This window comes from Novosphingobium sp. GV079, assembly GCF_003058045.1.
GTDB lineage: Bacteria > Pseudomonadota > Alphaproteobacteria > Sphingomonadales > Sphingomonadaceae > Novosphingobium > Novosphingobium capsulatum.
In genome coordinates, this window is sequence record NZ_QBUE01000010.1 from 94,438 (window position 1) to 109,867 (window position 15,430).

Consider the following 15,430-nt stretch of genomic DNA (forward strand, 5'->3'; position numbering starts at 1 on the left):
TGTCGATATTCATGCATATGGGTCGGCCAGGCCCAGCAAGGCAAGCGCCTTCCGCTCCAGGTCTTCCATTTCCTCGGCCTGGGCTTCGCCTTCCTCGTGGTCATAGCCGGCCAGATGCAGCAGGCCGTGGATCATCAGGTGGGTGGCGTGGTTCTCGACCGAAATGCCCTTTTCCGCGGCTTCGCGCGCACAGACGCCCTGCGCCAGGATCAGGTCGCCCAGCATGCCCGGCGCGCCCTCGTCGGCTGCGGCGCGCAGCACGTCTTCGCGGGCAAGCATCGGGAAAGACAGCACATTGGTGGGCTTGTCCTTGGCCCGCCACTGCTTGTTGAGGGCGTGCACCTCGTCATCGTCGGCCAGGACCAGGCTGACCAGCAGATTGGGATGCGCAAGTTCATTAGCAACCTGCGCGGTCGCCTCGGCGGCGCGGTTGGCCAGTGCCTCCCAATCGGTGGAATCTCCCCAGATGGGATCGATGTCGATTTCCAGAATCGGCGCGGTCATGCGGGGGGCCTGTGCAATTGGGGGACGAATCGCTTTGGCATGGCGACGCGACCCGCGCCACCCGCCATTTGCAAAAAATGCAAGGTCAGGGTCAGTGCAAGGTTTCCGCCACCCCCCGACCCCCTCCTCTAAAGAGGATGGGGAGGATGAAACAAAGCCCCTCCTCTTCAGAGGAGGGGGTTGGGGGTGGTGGGGGCACCGTGCAAGGTCAGGCCTCGTTTCCTTCATAGGCTTCAACGATGCGGCCCACGATGGGATGGCGCACCACGTCGGCGCGGCTGAAATGCACCACGCCGATGCCGTCCACGCCTTCCAGCCGGCCGACTGCGTCTGCCAGGCCGCTGGCAGCCACGCCGCCGGGAAGGTCAACCTGCTTGGGATCCCCGCACACCACCATGCGGCTGTTCTGGCCAAAGCGGGTGAGGAACATCTTCATCTGCGCCGGCGTGGTGTTCTGCGCTTCGTCGAGGATGACAAAGGCATCGGCCAAGGTGCGCCCGCGCATGAAAGCGATCGGCGCGATCTCAATTTCGCCGCTGGCGATGCGCCGCTCCACCTGTTCGGGCGGCATGCAGTCATAAAGCGCATCGTAAAGCGGGCGCAGATAGGGATCGACCTTTTCCTTCATGTCCCCGGGCAGGAAGCCCAGGCGCTCGCCAGCTTCCACCGCCGGGCGCGACAGGATCAGCCGCTGAACCGAACCGGTCATCAGCTGGGCCACGGCTTGGGCCACGGCAAGATAGGTCTTGCCGGTACCCGCCGGCCCCAGGGCAAAGATCACATCGTTCTGCACCAGCGCCTGCATGTAGGAGATCTGCGTGGCCGAACGCGGCACGATGGTCTTGCGGCGGGTGCGGATCATGATCGGCGGGGCATTGCCCGGCGTTCCGGTGATGATCCCTTCGAGCGTGGGTTCCGCGCTCATCGCGATAAGCGATTCCAGGGCGCCGCTGTCGATCTCGTGCCCGGTGTTGAGGCGCTGGTACAGGCCCTTGAGCACGTCACGGGCGCGGGCCACGGCGTCTTCGGGTCCTTCGATCAAGACCTTGTTGCCGCGTGCGGAAATGAACACGCCGAGGCGGTTTTCGATCTGGACCAGGTTGGTGTCGAACTGTCCGAACAGCGCACCCAGCATCGTCTGCTCTTCAAATTCCACTTCCACGCGGGCGCGACGGGGTTGGTCGGGCCGCGGCCCGGTCCTGACCCCGCCATCGCCCTGTATTCCGGCACGGTGTCCGGGGCGGTCGAAGGTCATGTCGCGATGTGCCTCGTCGTGGGCACGGGGGAATTTGCGAGCCATGGGATGGGGTTTTCGCGCTCCTTTCATCGAACCACTTTATCCAAGTGTAAGGCGTGATTGTCCTTGTGCAAGGGAGACTGGGGGCAAAATGCACAACGCAGGTAACAATTGCGCGACACTTTGCTGCCGGGGCACGACAAACCTGAGCGGTTTCTTGCAACGTGCTTCGGCAGGCATTCAGCCGGGCAGGGCCATAACCGTTTCATGGCCGAACGAGACCCCCGGGCAAAACGCTCAGGTCCGGCCGGAACAAGGAGTTACCCCCATGCGCAAGTTCGTCCTCGCTCTCGTTGCCGCCGCCCTGGTTGCCCCCGTCATGGCGCCGGCCATTGCCAATGCCCAGCCGGTCAACACCCCGGCCGTTGCCGCCGCCCGCCACGAAGTGCGCCGCGACCGCGCCGAAGTGCGCCATGATCGCCGCGAAGTGGCCGTGGCCCGCGCCCATGGCAACGAACGCGCGGTGCGCATCGCCAAGCACGAACTGCGCCATGATCGCCGTGACATGCGCCACGATCGCAAGGTGATGCATCACAAGATCCGCCACGCCTATCGCCATCACCACGGCTAAGGTCAGGCGCCCAAACCAAAAGGCCCCCGTCGCGTGGATCGCGGCGGGGGCCTTTTGCTGTCTGCGCGGTGCTTGGGCCGGATCAGGCGACCAGTTGGCCAGCGAGCGAATTGGGCCCGGCCTGCACCAGGTCAACCGTCACCAGATCGCCGATCGCCACATCGCCGGTGAAGTGCACCGATTGCAGCCAGGGCGATTTGCCCAGCCATTGGCCGGCAAGGCGCCCGCGCCGCTCGACCAGCACCTGGCAGCGCCGGCCCACGCTGGCCTGGTTGAACGCCGTGGCATCGCACGCCAATGCGGCCTGCAGCCGCTTGAGCCGCTCGTCCATCACTGCCGGCGCGATCTGATCGTCCATCGTCGCCGCTGGCGTACCGGGGCGGGGCGAATACTTGAAGCTGAACGCCTGGGCATGGCGCACCGCGCCCACCAGATCGAGCGTGTCCTGGAATTCGGCCTCGGTCTCTCCGGGAAAACCGACGATGAAATCGCCCGACAGCGCGATATCGGGCCGGGCGGCGCGCACGCGATCGAGGATTTTGAGATAGCTTTCCACCGTGTGGCTGCGGTTCATCGCCTTGAGCACGCGGTCGTTGCCGGCCTGCACGGGCAGGTGCAGGAACGGCATCAGCTTGTCGATTTCGCCATGGGCGGCGATCAGGCGCTCGCTCATGTCGTTGGGATGGCTGGTGGTATAGCGGATGCGCGCCAGATCTGGCTCTGCCGCCAGCACGCGGATCAGGCCATCGAGGCCGATGGCGCGGCCCTTGTCGTCCTGGCCGGTCCAGGCATTCACGTTCTGCCCCAGCAGGGTGATTTCGCGCGCGCCGCCGGCAACCAGCAGCTTGGCCTCTTCCACCAGATCGGCAAACGGGCGCGAGATTTCCGCGCCACGCGTATAGGGCACCACGCAATAGGTGCAGAACTTGTCGCACCCTTCCTGCACCGTCAGGAACGCGCTGGGGCCCGAGCGGCGGCGCTTGGGCAGGGCGGCAAACTTGGCTTCGGCCGGCATGTCCGTCTCGGTGCCGCGCTTGCCGGCGGCGGCGTCGGCCACCATTTCGGGCAGGCGGTGATAGGCTTGCGGCCCGACCACGACCTTGACCGACGGCGCGCGCGCCATGATTTCCTCGCCCTCGGCCTGGGCCACGCAACCGGCCACGGCGATCAGCGGCGTGGAGCCATCGGCACGGCGCAGGCGGCCAATATCGGAATAGACCTTTTCCGTGGCCTTTTCGCGGATGTGGCAGGTGTTGAGCACGACCAGATCGGCGCCATCGCGCTCGTCGGTGGCGGTCATGCCTTGGGCGGCAAGCAACTCGGCCATGCGCTCGCCGTCATAGACGTTCATCTGGCAGCCGAAGCTCTTGACGTGAAACGTCCGGGGGGGATTCTCTGCGGGCATAAGCCGCGCCCCATAAGGCAATCGGGCGCGGATGGAAACCGCCTTGCGTAGCGCCGCTGCCCAGGAAAAAGCCCGCCGCGCAAGGCATGCGCGGCGGGCCTCGGCATGGCGGGCAGCGTTGGTTCAGGCCAGGATCTGGCTCAGGAACCACACGCGCTGCTGGGCCTGGTCGGTCCAGTCATCGGCCGCGCCTTCGGTGGCGTTGTCGCCGGCTTCGGTTGCGGCGGCCTTCACCTTGCGGATGGTTTCGACCAGCGCGGCATTGTCGTCGCGCAGGGCCTTGACCATGTCCATCGCATCAACCTTGGCGCGGTCATCATCCTGGACGCTGGCCTTGGCGCCGATCGCGCCGATCGAGGTGAGCGTGGCGCCGCCGTTCTTGCGCACGCGCTCGGCCACGATGTCGGTCAGGGCGAACAGTTCGGTGGCCTGCTCGTCAAACAGCAGGTGCAGATCGCGGAACTGCGGGCCGGCCACGTGCCAGTGATAGTTCTTGGTCTTGATATAGAGCGCGAAATAATCGGCGAGCAGCCCGTTCAGGCTATCGATCAGCGCCTTGTTTGCGTTGTCGCCCGGCATGGTAAACCCCTTTCCTTTGCTTGGCTTTGCGCTTTCATACGCCACAACGGCGCCAAAGTTTCACGCAAATGGTGGCTTGTAAAAATCGGTTTTGTCGATCAATCGGCAGGCTTTGGCGCCAGTCGCAAGACGAGCGCGCCGCCGAGGGCGGACAGCAGCGATCCGCCCAGGATGCCGATCTTGGCCTGCTCGACCAGATCGGGCTGCGCTGGAAACGCCAGCGCGGCAATGAACAGGCTCATGGTAAAGCCGATACCGCACAGCAGTGCCATGCCCCACAGATGCATTATCTGCGCGCCGGCCGGCCGTGGCGCCAGGCCCAGCCGTTCGGCACCCAGAACCGCGCCCAGCACGCCGGCCTGCTTGCCTACGACGAGCCCGGCCGCGATTGCCAGGGGCAGCGGCGCCAGGATGCCGGCCAGGCCCGTGGCGCGCAGATCGACCCCGGCATTGGCCAGGCCGAACAGCGGGACGATCACGAAGCCATTGATCGGCACAAGCAGATGTTCCAGGCGCAGCAGCGGGCTGTTACCCCGGGCATCGAGCTTCATCGGCACGGTCAGCGCCGCCAGCACCCCTGCCACGGTGGCGTGGACGCCCGATTGCAGCACGCATGCCCAGAGGGCCACGGCAAAGACCGCATAGGTCGACGCCCGAGTCGCACCGGCGCGGTTGATGAGAATCATCGCGCCAAACACGGCGGCCGCCGCCGCCAGCCAGGCCCAGGCCACCCCGCTGGTGTAAAAAATGGCGATCACCACCACCGCGCCAAGGTCATCGACCACGGCCACGGTCAACAGGAACAGTCTGATCGACCGGGGGGCACGGCGCCCGATCAGGGCCAGCACACCCATGGCAAAGGCGATGTCGGTGGCGGCGGGAATGGCCCACCCGCGATGCAGCATGGGAAAATCACGGCTGACGGCCAGGAACACCAGCGCGGGCAGCGCCATGCCTGCCAGCGCCGCCAGCACCGGCAGCCGCCGCCGCCGTGCATCGGCCAGTGCGCCGCTGATGATTTCGCGTTTGATCTCAAGCCCCACGACAAAGAAGAACACGGCCATCAGGCCGTCGTTGATCCAAGCATGCAGGCTGTCGAGTTGGGGCGCCACGATCACCGGAAGGGCATGGTGCAGTGCGGCGTGATAGGTATGGTGCAAGGGCGAATTGGCCAGCGCGATAGCCAGTGCCGCGCAGACCAGCAGCAGCACGCCCGGCGCTGCTTCGTGGCGCATCAACCGGCGCAATGCCGATTGCGGCTGATGAGGGGACCCGCGCATTTCCGCCATATTCGATTCATTCCTGAAGGTTGCAAGCGTTGCCACGCGCCCCGGCCAGCCGTAATTTGCCAGTGGGGGTGTTTGCCGTCAAACGGGGGTGAGGGCAAATTGGGAATGATGTCGCTGTCCACAGTCTGGCTGTGGCTGGCCATGTTGCAGCGCGAACTTCTGCTTTTCGCTGCAACATGCCTGGCCGTGGGTGCCTGCCAAGAACGGCGGATGGACGGACTGTGGGCCTGGCTCCGGATCACGGGCCGGGCTTGCACACTACATCTGGCTTCGGGCTTTGCCGCAACTCCCGATTGGCCCGCGCGCGTCGACCGTGGCGCGGGTGGTCAGCCGGGTGCGGCAGCGGTGCTGGTGCCGGTCTGGTCGGAAGCGCCGGGTGTGGCCGCCGTGATCGAGCATTGTCTGGCGGCTTGGCCAAATGCGGACCTGCGGCTCTATGTGGGCTGCCATCGCAACGATCCCGCCACGCTGGCGGCGGTCATGCGCTGCGCCACCGATCCGCGCCTGCGCATCGTGGTGCATGATCGCGACGGTCCGACGACCAAGGCCGATTGCCTCAATCGGCTTTATCTTGCGTTGCAGGCCGATGAGGCGCGCAGCGGCAGGATCGTGCGAAGCGTAATCGTGCACGATGCCTCGAAACCGCGCGACGACGAATATGGTCAACCGCCGCTTCCCGCGCTGTGGGCATAGCTTTCGCATGTATCGCCGATCGCCCTTTTGCTGGCGCAGTGCAGCCGTGCGGGGCAACCGTGGCATTGCGGAATTGGCCTGTGCCGCCTAGGACAAGCGGCGATGGATGTGTACCTTCCCATCGCCAATCTGGCGGTCAACGGCTTGGTGATCGTGGGGCTTGGCGCCTTGACCGGGCTCTTGTCTGGCATGTTCGGCGTGGGCGGTGGTTTTCTCACCACTCCGTTGCTGATCTTCTATGGCGTGCCGCCGACGGTGGCCGCCGCATCGGCCGCGAGCCAGGTGACCGGGGCCAGCGTTTCGGGCGCATTTGCCCACGCCCGGCGCGGCGGCATCGATTATCACATGGGCGCGGTGCTGGTCGCCGGCGGGGTGCTGGGCACCGGGGTGGGGGCGCTGCTGTTCCGCCTGCTCCAGGCGCTGGGCCAGATCGATACGGTGATCAACATCCTCTATGTCGTGCTGCTGGGCGGCATCGGCGGGCTGATGGCGCATGAAAGCATCACGGCCCTGCGCGCACAGCGGCTTGGCCTCGCCCAGCCGGCGCGCCGCCGCCGCCACCATCCCCTGGTAGCCAGCCTGCCACTGCGCTGGCGGTTCTATCGCTCGGGCCTTTATATCTCGCCACTGGCGCCACTGTTGCTGGGCATGACCACCGGCATCCTGACCATGCTGATGGGCATCGGCGGCGGGTTCATCCTGGTGCCCGCGATGCTCTATATCCTGGGCATGAGCACCAACGTCGTGGTGGGCACCTCGCTGTTCCAGATTCTGTTCGTGACGATGGCGACAACCATGATGCACGCGCTGACCACGCATGCGGTGGATATCGTGCTCGCGGGTCTGTTGCTGGTGGGATCGGTTTCGGGCGCGCAGATCGGCGCGCAGTTTGCACAAAAGGCCAAGCCCGAACAGTTGCGCCTGATCCTGGCGGTGATCGTGCTGGGCGTGGCACTGCGCATGGCGCTGGGCCTGGGCTATCGACCCGACGAGATTTTCACCGTGGTGCCGCTATGACGCCGCGCTGGGTGCTGGCGCTGCTGGCGCCGGTGGCCATTCTGCTCGGCGGGGCGCGCGCGCCGATCCTGGTGCCCGAAATATCGCAGCATCGGGTGGAAGTGCGCCAGGGCTTTACCGGGGCGGACCTCTTGCTGTTTGGTGCCATCCTCGATCCGGGTGGCACCCGCGCCGCGCAGGATTACGATATCGTCGTTGTGCTCAAAGGCCCGGTGCAATCGATCGTGCTGCGGGAGAAGCGCAAGGTGGCGGGCATCTGGGTGAATGCCGCCAGCAGCGAGCTGCGCTCTGCGCCCAGTTTCTTTGCCATTGCCTCGTCCCGCCCGGTGCGCGAGATCGTCGATGACAAGACCGCGGCGATCTATGAACTCGGTCTCGATCGCCTGCAGCTTTCCCCGATCGGGGCGATCGACCCGGCGCGGCAACGGCACTTTGCCGATGGCCTGGTGGATCTGATGCAGAGGCAAGGTCTTTATCGCGAAGACGGCCACGGCGTAACGATCAGCGGGCAGGTGCTGTATCAGGCGCGCATCACCCTGCCTTCGCAAGTGCGCACCGGCACGTACACGGCCGAAACCTTTGCCATCCGCCAGGGCCGCGTGATCACCTCGGCGGTCACGCGGGTTGACGTGTCGAAGCAGGGTTTCGAACGCTTCGTGGCCGACCAGGCCGATGGCAACGGCCTGCTCTATGGCCTGTTTGCCGTGCTGGTCTCGGTGGGCATGGGCTGGATCGCCGGGCGCCTGTTTGCGCTGGTGTGATGTGGGGCACTGCTTAGCCCAAAATTAACCCTGCCAGTTCTAGCGTTTGGCGCGACAACGGGCTGGGGCAAGAACAGGCATGACGGACATGAGCAGGCAGGTATTCATTTCGGCAGACCCTGCCCGGCCTGGAGACCTTGCCCCCCACGGGCCGATGCCGGCTGCTGCCGCTTTGCCCGATATTGTCCTTGAACCGCGCGATCTGCCGCCGTCCGATTGCGCGCTCAGCCCGATCGGAGTGGTGGTGGATGTGGCCGGATCGGGCAGCGGCATCGCGCTCGATCTGCATCGCCTGGAAGACTGCATGGACGATGCCGATCCCACCGTGGCGCTATCGGGCCAGGTGGGCAGCCAGATCAAGGTGCGCGTGGGGCGCGGCTGGCTGCTCGGCTCGGTGCGCAACCAGCGCCGCGATGGCAAGGTGGATGGTGGCGCGCTGGCCCAGCTCGATTTCCTGGGGGAGGGCGAGGAAGACCCCGCCACCGGCCGCATCTTCGGCTTTCGCCGCGGCGTTACCCGGTTTCCCGTGCCCGGCGCGCTGGTCTATCCGGCGACCAGCGCCGATCTGCGCCAGATCTATGCCAGCGACGGCCGCGCGCATGTCACCGTGGGCACGGTGTTTCCCACCCAGGATATCCGCGCCGGCCTCTATATCGACCCGTTGCTGGGCAAGCATTTTGCGCTGCTGGGATCGACCGGCACCGGCAAATCGACCGCCGCCGCGCTGATCCTGCACCGCATCTGCGACATGGCGCCCGAGGGTCATATCGTGATGATCGATCCCCACGGCGAATATCTTTCGGCGTTTCGCAACACCGGGCAACTGTTCGACGTGTCGAACCTGCAGATGCCCTATTGGCTGATGAACTTTGAAGAACACTGCGAGGTGTTCCTCACCGCTACCGGGGCAGAACGCCAGATCGACGCCGATATCCTGGCCAAGTGCCTGCTGATGGCGCGGCAGAAGAACCGTCTGGCCGAACAGGTGGGCCGCATCACGCAGGATTCGCCGATCCCCTACCTGCTGTCCGATCTGTGCAACATCCTGCAGAACGAGATGGGCAAGCTCGACAAGGGGCACAGCTCGATCCCCTATATGCGGGTGAAGAGCAAGATCGAGGAAATCCGCAACGATCCGCGCTATCAGTTCATGTTCTCGGGCATGCTGGTCAGCGATACGATGGCCGAATTCGTCGGGCGGCTGTTCCGCCTGCCGGCACATGGCAAGCCGATCTCGATCATCGACGTGTCGGGCGTTCCGTCCGAAATCACCTCTACCGTGGTTGCCGTGCTCAGCCGCCTGGTGTTCGACTATGCCATCTGGTCGCGCCAGGAAACCACGCGGCCGATCCTGCTGGTATGCGAAGAAGCGCACCGGTATGTGCCCAACGAGCGCAATTCCAACGGATCGTCGGTCGGTCGTATCCTGTCGCGCATCGCCAAGGAAGGCCGCAAATACGGCGTGTCGCTGGGCCTGATCACCCAGCGCCCGTCTGACCTGGCCGAAGGCGTGCTGTCGCAATGCGGCACGATCATCTCGATGCGCCTTAACAACGATCGCGACCAGCAGTTCGTGCGCGCGGCCATGCCCGAAGGCGCGCGCGGGTTCCTCGATTCGATTCCCGCGCTGCGCAACCGCGAATGCATCATCTGTGGCGAGGGCGTGGCGATCCCGATCCGCGTCGCGTTCGACGACCTGGACGAGGTGCGCCGCCCGGCATCGGCCGATCCTTCGTTCAGCCAGCTATGGGGCAAGAGCGGCGGCGAAGAGGAAAGCGTCGCGCGCACCGTGCATCGCTGGCGCGCGCAAAGCCGGTTTTGAGGGGGGCGGCGCGTGCCTGCGGGGGGCTTCGACAGGCTCAGCCCGAACGGAATTCCGAGGAATTGTTACCGGACTCCGTTCGCCCTGAGCTTGTCGAAGGGCGGCTTGCACAACGCTCAATCCGCTTTCAGCGCATCCTCAAGCCAATGCGGGACGTGGGTAATCGCTTCTGTCCGCAGATGATCCACCGCCAGGCCGAGGTCGGGATAGGCGGCGCGCTGGCGGGCCGGGTCTGACTGGGCGAGGGGAACGACCGTCAGGCGGCGGTTGACCTTTTGCCGCCAGTTCATCCGCGCGGTGTTTTCCTGGCCGACATAGCAGCCCTTGGTAAAGCTCACGCCCTTGAGCTCGGCCGCATTGGTTTCCAGCCACAGCGTCTGGTCGCTGCCCAGTTCGGCCTGACCCTCGGGCACGCCCAGCTTGAGGCGGTGTTCGCGCCATTGTGCATCAACCGCCACGTCATCGTCAGCCACCGCGGCGATCCAACGTTGTCCCAGCGCTGCCAGGCGCGGATCGGCGGCGCCACCATCGCCCATGTGACCCTGCCAATAGACGCCCAGTTCGGGCGCAATGGCGATCGCGATTTTGCGGCGCAGGCGATAGAGCGAGAGGCGCTTGACCAGGGCCTCGGCCACGGCCGCCTCGCAATCGATCAGCAGCGCGTCGTTGCCATCGGGCCAGACCAGGAAATCGAACAGCGCCTTGCCTTGCGGGGTCAGCAGCCCGGCCCAGACCGGCAGCGGCCCTTGCACGTCGTTGGTGACAAGGCCCTGGAGGAACGCGGCCACGTCTTCTCCCGGTGCAGTGGGGGATAGCCGGATCAGGGCGCGATCGAACAGGCGGGGATTGCTCATGGGTGACAGATAGGAGCGCTTGGGCTTAAGGGGAAGCCATGAGCACGCAAACGACTCTCACGATCCGCCGCCCGGATGACTGGCACGTTCACCTGCGCGACGGCGCCATGCTGGAAGGCGTGGCGCCCTATACCGCGCGCCAGTTTGCCCGCGCCATCGTGATGCCCAACCTGTCTCCGCCGATGACCGACGTGGCCGGCGTTGCCGCCTATCGCGATCGTATCCTGGCGGCCTTGCCGGAGGGGAGCGATTTCACCCCGCTGATGACGCTTTACCTGACCGACCACACCGATCCTGACGAGGTGGAGCGTGGCCACAGCACCGGCGTGTTCACTGCGGCCAAGCTCTATCCTGCCCATGCCACCACCGGCTCGGCCCATGGCGTCACCAGCGTGGCAACAATCTATCCCGTGCTCGAACGCATGCAGAAGATCGGCATGCCGCTGTTGATCCATGGCGAGGTGACCGATTCCCACGTTGACATTTTCGATCGCGAGGCGGTGTTCATCGAGCGCACGCTGGACCGCCTGGTGGCCGATTTCCCGGCGCTGAAAATCGTGTTCGAACACATCACCACGCAAGAAGCTGCGCAGTTCGTGGAAAGCGGCGGGCCGAATGTGGGCGCGACGATCACGCCGCAGCACCTGCACATCAACCGCAACGCCATGCTGGTGGGCGGGATGCGCCCGCATGCCTATTGCCTGCCGGTGGCCAAGCGCGAAAAGCACCGCCTGGCGCTGCGCAAGCTGGCCACCTCGGGCCATGATCGCGTGTTCCTCGGCACCGACACCGCGCCGCACGCACGCCACCTCAAGGAAAGCGCCTGCGGCTGCGCCGGGTTGTTCAACGCGCCCTATGCGCTGGAAAGCTACATCGCCGTGTTCGATGAAGAGGGCGCGCTCGACAAGTTCGAGGCCTTTGCCAGCGAAAACGGCCCGCGCTTCTATGGCCTGCCGCTCAACCAGGGCACGGTGACCCTGGAAAAGACCGGCGTTGCCGTGCCGGCCGAAATTGCGGCGGGCGGCACGGTGCTGGTGCCGTTCCACGCAGGTGAAACCCTGGCCTGGCGCCTGGTCTGAGGTTTTTGGCGAGAGATCGCTTCCAGGCGCTTCACCTATCGGCACAACAGCGGGACCCCGGATCAAGTCCGGGGTGACGACATCATAAATAATTTATCTATCTGACGTCACCCCGGACTTGATCCGGGGTCCCGCTTACTGTTGCAATTCCCGCTGATCATTTGGCGCCTTGCCGCCGGCGCAGCAGGTCATAGCTGAACAAGGCAATCGCCGCCCAGATCAGCATGAAACACGTCACCCGCGCCGGATCGAGCGGTTCGCCATAGAGCAATGCGCCCAGCACGAAGAGGATGGTCGGCGCGATGAACTGGGCAAAGCCCAGCGTCGAAAGATCGAGCTTGCGCGCGGCGACGGCAAACAGCAGCAGCGGCACGGCCGTGACCACGCCCGATCCGGCCAGCAGCCAGGGCACCACGCCGCCTTGCGACAGGGCAGAGCCGGCCGGGCCGGATGCGGCATGGAGCACGGCGAGCAGCGCCGGCACGAACAGCACCGCAGTTTCCACGGTCAGGCCGATGACCGAAGGCACCACGACGAACTTGCGCACCAGGCCATAGAGGGCAAAGCTGCCGGCCATCGCCATGGCCACGCCCAGCATCGACAGTGCGCCGGCCATCAGCACGGCAATGCCACCGGCAGCCAGCGCCACGGCTGCCCATTGCAGGCGGTTCAAGCGCTCGTGCAGGAAAAGCACCCCGATCAGCACATTGAGCAGCGGGTTGATGTAATAGCCCAGGCTCGCCGCCAGCACCTGGTGCGTTTCAATCGCCACCAGATACATCAGCCAGTTGCAGCCGATCGCCGCCGCGCTCAGCACCAGCCGGCCAAGCACCGCAGGGGTGGTGAGTGCAGCGCGCAGGGCTGGGCCTTGGCCGCTGAGCCAGACCACGGCAAGGCACACCGGCAGCGTGAATACCACGCGCCAACTCACCAGCTCGATCGCCGGAACGCCGAGCAGCGGATGGAAATAGATCGGGAAGAATCCCCAGATCACATAGGCCAGCACGGCCGCGCCCAAGCCGCCCGCGGCCTTGGACGTGCCGGGGTTGTTCAGCTTGCTCGCTGTTGCGCTGTCTATCCTCTCGCTCATGGCCGGGCCTGTGGCAGGCACATCGCCTTGCGCCAAGGCCCTTTTCCGCGCGGCGTGCCGGCCGGTCCGAACTTTTTTCGTTTCTGACCAATTCTGACAGTCGCGTTGCATGTCGTTCAGCTTGAAGCCTGTAAACATGAACCAACACGACGGATCAGGAGACCGAACATGATCGCACTTCGCAAGACTATGCTGGGCCTGGCCGCAACGGCCGCTCTGGCTTCCGGCATCGCCCCGGCTTTGGCGGCGATTGAAGTTGCCCCCCAGCCCACGCTGGTTGCCGCGGTGGCGCACGATGGCTGGGACCAGGGTTGGAACCACAACCGTGGCGGCTGGCGTGATCGTGACGATTGGCGCGGTGGCTATGGCCGTGGCGGCAACGACTATCGCGGCTATGACCGCCAGGATTATCGCGGCAACGACCGTGGCTATTACGGCGATGTTGCCTATCGCGGCCAGAGCTGGCGCGGCAACGACGGCCGCTATTACTGCCGCCGCAATGACGGCACCACCGGCCTGCTGGTGGGCGGCGTGGCCGGTGCGCTGATCGGCCGGGGCATTGCCGGCAACGGTGATCGCACGCTTGGCGCCCTGCTGGGTGCAGCCGGTGGCGCGCTGCTGGGCAAGTCGATCGACCAGAGCAACGCCCGCTGCCGCTAAAGCGAACAGCCTAGATCCTGCCCGACCGGAGGGACCAGTCGGGGATCGGGCGGGACCGGGGCCTGCATGCGTGGTGGCGTGCAGGCCCCCTTTTGCGTCTGGTTTTGCCGGGCCGTTAACACGGCGCTAACCACGGCCGGTTCAGGAATGGCCATGGCCAAGCCTTTTGCCTCATGCCTTTTTGCGCTGCTTGCCAGTCTGGCCGTGACGGCCTGCGCGCAGGACGACGCGCCCAAGCGCAAGGCTGATCACGATCCCGCAATGAGCGCTGCGCTTGAGGGGCAATTGTTGGTTGATCCCGATCTGTCGCAGCAGAACATGCGCAACGCGGCGGTGGTGCCGGGCGGCCCGGTCGATCCCGCCACGCCGCCCCCCGATTCGCCCTAGCCAGACAGCCCGATACCGATCGAGGCGCGCGGCTGTTCCATTTCGGCCGAGGCCACGGGATAGGCGCAGAAATCCGCCGCATAGAACGCGCCGGGCCGCTGGTTACCGGAAAGGCCCACCCCGCCCAAGGGCGCTGCGGGTGAGACGCCGTTGGTCGGTCGGTTCCAGTTGACCGCGCCGGCCCGCACATTGGCCCAGAAACGGTTGTAATCCTGCGGGGTGCCGCCGATCAGCGCGGCACACAGGCCAAAGCGCGTGGCGTTCGCCTCGGCCAGGGCCTGGTCGAAATCATCCACCTTGATCACCTGCAGGATCGGGCCGAACAGCTCTACGTCCGGGCGCTGGGCCATGGCGGTCACGTCGATCATCGCCGGGGCCAGGAACGGCAGATCGCCGCGCGGCCGGGTGAGATGGCGGATCGGGCGCCCGCCGTGCGACAGCAGATAGACAAAGCTTTCGGTCAGGCCATCGGCGGCGGCATTGTCGATCACCGGCCCCATGAACGGCGCGGGATCATCCAGCGGCGCGCCCACGATCAGGCGATCGGCCAGAGCCTTTACCTCGCCAACCACGGCATCATAGAGATCGGCCTTGACGATCAGCCGGCGCGCGGCCGTGGCGCGTTGCCCGGCGGTGGTAAACGCCGATTGCACGACGAGCGCGGCCGCATCGGCGATCTTGGGCGTGTCCCACACCACGATCGGGTTGTTGCCGCCCAGGTCCAGCGCCACGATCTTGCCCGGCTGGGCCGCCAGGCGGCGGTTGAGCGTCAGGCCGGTGTGGCTCGATCCGGTGAACAGCACGCCATCGACGCCTTCATGCGTGGCCAGCGCCTTGCCTTCCTCGGCCGCGCCGACCAGCATCTGCGCCAGGGCGGCCGGCACCCCGGCGCGGTGCAGGCACTGGATCAGGGCCTGGCCGGTGGCGGGCGCCTTTTCTGATGGCTTGAACACCACGGCGTTGCCCGCGATCAGCGCGGGAATGATATGGCCGACAGGCGCTTGCGCCGGCAGGTTGAACGGGCCGATCACGGCCATCACGCCGTGTGGCTTGTGGCGCAGCGCGGCCGTGCCCTGCAGCGCGCTGTCGAGCCGGCGTTGCGCTGTGCGTTCGGCGTAGCTGCGCACCGCGATTTCCACCTTGGCCAGCACGGTATCGACCTCGCCCTTGGCTTCCCACAGCGGCTTGCCGGTTTCGCGGGCGATCAGGGTGGCAAGGCTTTCGGCATCCTTGCGCACTTCGTTGGCAAAACGGCGCATCAGTTCGATGCGGGTGGACAGCGGCTGCGCTGCCCAGGCCGGCCACGCGCGCCGCGCACGCGCCACTGCGGCATCGACATCGCCCACGGCGCCGCGCCAGAGTTCAGCGCCGGTGGCCGGCTCTGTGGAAATGATCTCTCCGGCTGCCACGGGGTGGGCGTCG

The 15,430-nt window shown here is 65.8% G+C and carries 16 protein-coding genes; 8 read left to right on the top strand and 8 right to left on the bottom strand.

What is annotated here, in order from left to right:
* Window positions 1-9: 9 nt before the first annotated feature.
* A complete protein-coding gene (ybeY, locus tag C8K14_RS13990) occupies window positions 10-504 on the bottom strand; it encodes an rRNA maturation RNase YbeY (RefSeq protein ID WP_107717092.1) in 495 nt (164 codons plus the stop codon).
* A gap of 208 nt (window positions 505-712) precedes the next feature.
* Window positions 713-1,804, bottom strand: a complete 1,092-nt coding sequence (locus C8K14_RS13995; RefSeq protein WP_082208975.1) for a PhoH family protein — start codon at window positions 1,802-1,804, stop codon at window positions 713-715.
* Window positions 1,805-2,069: 265 nt separating this feature from the next.
* On the opposite strand from C8K14_RS13995, the gene C8K14_RS14000 reads away from it, so the two are divergent.
* Window positions 2,070-2,372: a hypothetical protein gene (locus C8K14_RS14000; protein WP_022675006.1), complete on the top strand. Its 303-nt coding sequence runs from the start codon at window positions 2,070-2,072 to the stop codon at window positions 2,370-2,372.
* Between the two features lie 82 nt (window positions 2,373-2,454).
* On the opposite strand, the gene miaB is transcribed toward C8K14_RS14000, so the two are convergent.
* From miaB to nhaA, 3 genes are all read right to left on the bottom strand, one after another.
* Window positions 2,455-3,777 carry a tRNA (N6-isopentenyl adenosine(37)-C2)-methylthiotransferase MiaB gene (gene miaB, locus C8K14_RS14005; protein WP_107717093.1) on the bottom strand — a complete coding sequence of 441 codons (1,323 nt, stop codon included), beginning with the start codon at window positions 3,775-3,777 and terminating at the stop codon, window positions 2,455-2,457.
* Between the two features lie 123 nt (window positions 3,778-3,900).
* A complete protein-coding gene (locus tag C8K14_RS14010) occupies window positions 3,901-4,356 on the bottom strand; it encodes a Dps family protein (RefSeq protein ID WP_107717094.1) in 456 nt (151 codons plus the stop codon).
* A 98-nt stretch (window positions 4,357-4,454) separates the two neighbouring features.
* A complete protein-coding gene (gene nhaA / locus C8K14_RS14015; RefSeq protein ID WP_107717095.1) occupies window positions 4,455-5,636 on the bottom strand; it encodes a Na+/H+ antiporter NhaA in 1,182 nt (393 codons plus the stop codon).
* A 117-nt stretch (window positions 5,637-5,753) separates the two neighbouring features.
* Between nhaA and C8K14_RS14020 the strand changes: the two genes are divergently transcribed.
* From C8K14_RS14020 to C8K14_RS14035, 4 genes are all read left to right on the top strand, one after another.
* Entirely contained in the window at window positions 5,754-6,338 is a 585-nt protein-coding gene (locus C8K14_RS14020; protein WP_158272938.1) for a glycosyltransferase, read from the top strand.
* A gap of 102 nt (window positions 6,339-6,440) precedes the next feature.
* Window positions 6,441-7,355 (top strand): sulfite exporter TauE/SafE family protein, encoded by a 915-nt coding sequence (locus C8K14_RS14025; RefSeq protein WP_107717096.1) that lies wholly within the window; start codon window positions 6,441-6,443, stop codon window positions 7,353-7,355.
* Window positions 7,352-8,116 carry a TIGR02186 family protein gene (locus C8K14_RS14030; RefSeq protein ID WP_062785125.1) on the top strand — a complete coding sequence of 255 codons (765 nt, stop codon included), beginning with the start codon at window positions 7,352-7,354 and terminating at the stop codon, window positions 8,114-8,116. Before C8K14_RS14025 ends, C8K14_RS14030 begins: the two co-directional genes overlap by 4 nt.
* A gap of 88 nt (window positions 8,117-8,204) precedes the next feature.
* The gene (locus C8K14_RS14035; RefSeq protein WP_369974057.1) at window positions 8,205-9,938 is read left to right on the top strand and encodes an ATP-binding protein; all 1,734 of its coding nucleotides are present in this window, start codon (window positions 8,205-8,207) and stop codon (window positions 9,936-9,938) included.
* 116 nt (window positions 9,939-10,054) lie between these two features.
* On the opposite strand, the gene C8K14_RS14040 is transcribed toward C8K14_RS14035, so the two are convergent.
* Window positions 10,055-10,792, bottom strand: coding sequence for a folate-binding protein YgfZ (locus tag C8K14_RS14040; protein WP_107717098.1), 738 nt, complete (start codon window positions 10,790-10,792; stop codon window positions 10,055-10,057).
* Window positions 10,793-10,830: 38 nt separating this feature from the next.
* On the opposite strand from C8K14_RS14040, the gene pyrC reads away from it, so the two are divergent.
* The gene (gene pyrC / locus C8K14_RS14045) at window positions 10,831-11,871 is read left to right on the top strand and encodes a dihydroorotase (RefSeq protein WP_107717099.1); all 1,041 of its coding nucleotides are present in this window, start codon (window positions 10,831-10,833) and stop codon (window positions 11,869-11,871) included.
* Between the two features lie 157 nt (window positions 11,872-12,028).
* On the opposite strand, the gene rarD is transcribed toward pyrC, so the two are convergent.
* A complete protein-coding gene (rarD, locus tag C8K14_RS14050; RefSeq protein WP_107717100.1) occupies window positions 12,029-12,961 on the bottom strand; it encodes an EamA family transporter RarD in 933 nt (310 codons plus the stop codon).
* Between the two features lie 168 nt (window positions 12,962-13,129).
* On the opposite strand from rarD, the gene C8K14_RS14055 reads away from it, so the two are divergent.
* A complete protein-coding gene (locus C8K14_RS14055) occupies window positions 13,130-13,621 on the top strand; it encodes a glycine zipper 2TM domain-containing protein (RefSeq protein WP_107717101.1) in 492 nt (163 codons plus the stop codon).
* Between the two features lie 153 nt (window positions 13,622-13,774).
* Window positions 13,775-14,008: a hypothetical protein gene (locus C8K14_RS14060; RefSeq protein WP_022675018.1), complete on the top strand. Its 234-nt coding sequence runs from the start codon at window positions 13,775-13,777 to the stop codon at window positions 14,006-14,008.
* Here the strand turns inward: C8K14_RS14060 and C8K14_RS14065 are convergent.
* On the bottom strand, window positions 14,005-15,417 hold the full coding sequence (locus C8K14_RS14065; protein WP_107717102.1) for a succinylglutamate-semialdehyde dehydrogenase: 1,413 nt from the start codon (window positions 15,415-15,417) through the stop codon (window positions 14,005-14,007). The two genes, C8K14_RS14060 and C8K14_RS14065, sit on opposite strands and share 4 nt — an antisense overlap.
* Window positions 15,418-15,430 lie beyond the last annotated feature (13 nt).

Coding starts and splice junctions, on each gene's coding strand:
- ybeY (WP_107717092.1), bottom strand. CDS start 504: ATGACCGCGCCGATTCTGGAAATCGACATCGATCCCATCTGGGGAGAT.
- C8K14_RS14025 (WP_107717096.1), top strand. CDS start 6,441: ATGGATGTGTACCTTCCCATCGCCAATCTGGCGGTCAACGGCTTGGTG.
- C8K14_RS14035 (WP_369974057.1), top strand. CDS start 8,205: ATGAGCAGGCAGGTATTCATTTCGGCAGACCCTGCCCGGCCTGGAGAC.
- C8K14_RS14000 (WP_022675006.1), top strand. CDS start 2,070: ATGCGCAAGTTCGTCCTCGCTCTCGTTGCCGCCGCCCTGGTTGCCCCC.
- pyrC (WP_107717099.1), top strand. CDS start 10,831: ATGAGCACGCAAACGACTCTCACGATCCGCCGCCCGGATGACTGGCAC.
- miaB (WP_107717093.1), bottom strand. CDS start 3,777: ATGCCCGCAGAGAATCCCCCCCGGACGTTTCACGTCAAGAGCTTCGGC.
- C8K14_RS13995 (WP_082208975.1), bottom strand. CDS start 1,804: ATGGCTCGCAAATTCCCCCGTGCCCACGACGAGGCACATCGCGACATG.
- C8K14_RS14055 (WP_107717101.1), top strand. CDS start 13,130: ATGATCGCACTTCGCAAGACTATGCTGGGCCTGGCCGCAACGGCCGCT.
- C8K14_RS14020 (WP_158272938.1), top strand. CDS start 5,754: ATGTCGCTGTCCACAGTCTGGCTGTGGCTGGCCATGTTGCAGCGCGAA.
- nhaA (WP_107717095.1), bottom strand. CDS start 5,636: ATGCGCGGGTCCCCTCATCAGCCGCAATCGGCATTGCGCCGGTTGATG.
- C8K14_RS14060 (WP_022675018.1), top strand. CDS start 13,775: ATGGCCAAGCCTTTTGCCTCATGCCTTTTTGCGCTGCTTGCCAGTCTG.
- C8K14_RS14030 (WP_062785125.1), top strand. CDS start 7,352: ATGACGCCGCGCTGGGTGCTGGCGCTGCTGGCGCCGGTGGCCATTCTG.
- rarD (WP_107717100.1), bottom strand. CDS start 12,961: ATGAGCGAGAGGATAGACAGCGCAACAGCGAGCAAGCTGAACAACCCC.
- C8K14_RS14010 (WP_107717094.1), bottom strand. CDS start 4,356: ATGCCGGGCGACAACGCAAACAAGGCGCTGATCGATAGCCTGAACGGG.
- C8K14_RS14040 (WP_107717098.1), bottom strand. CDS start 10,792: ATGAGCAATCCCCGCCTGTTCGATCGCGCCCTGATCCGGCTATCCCCC.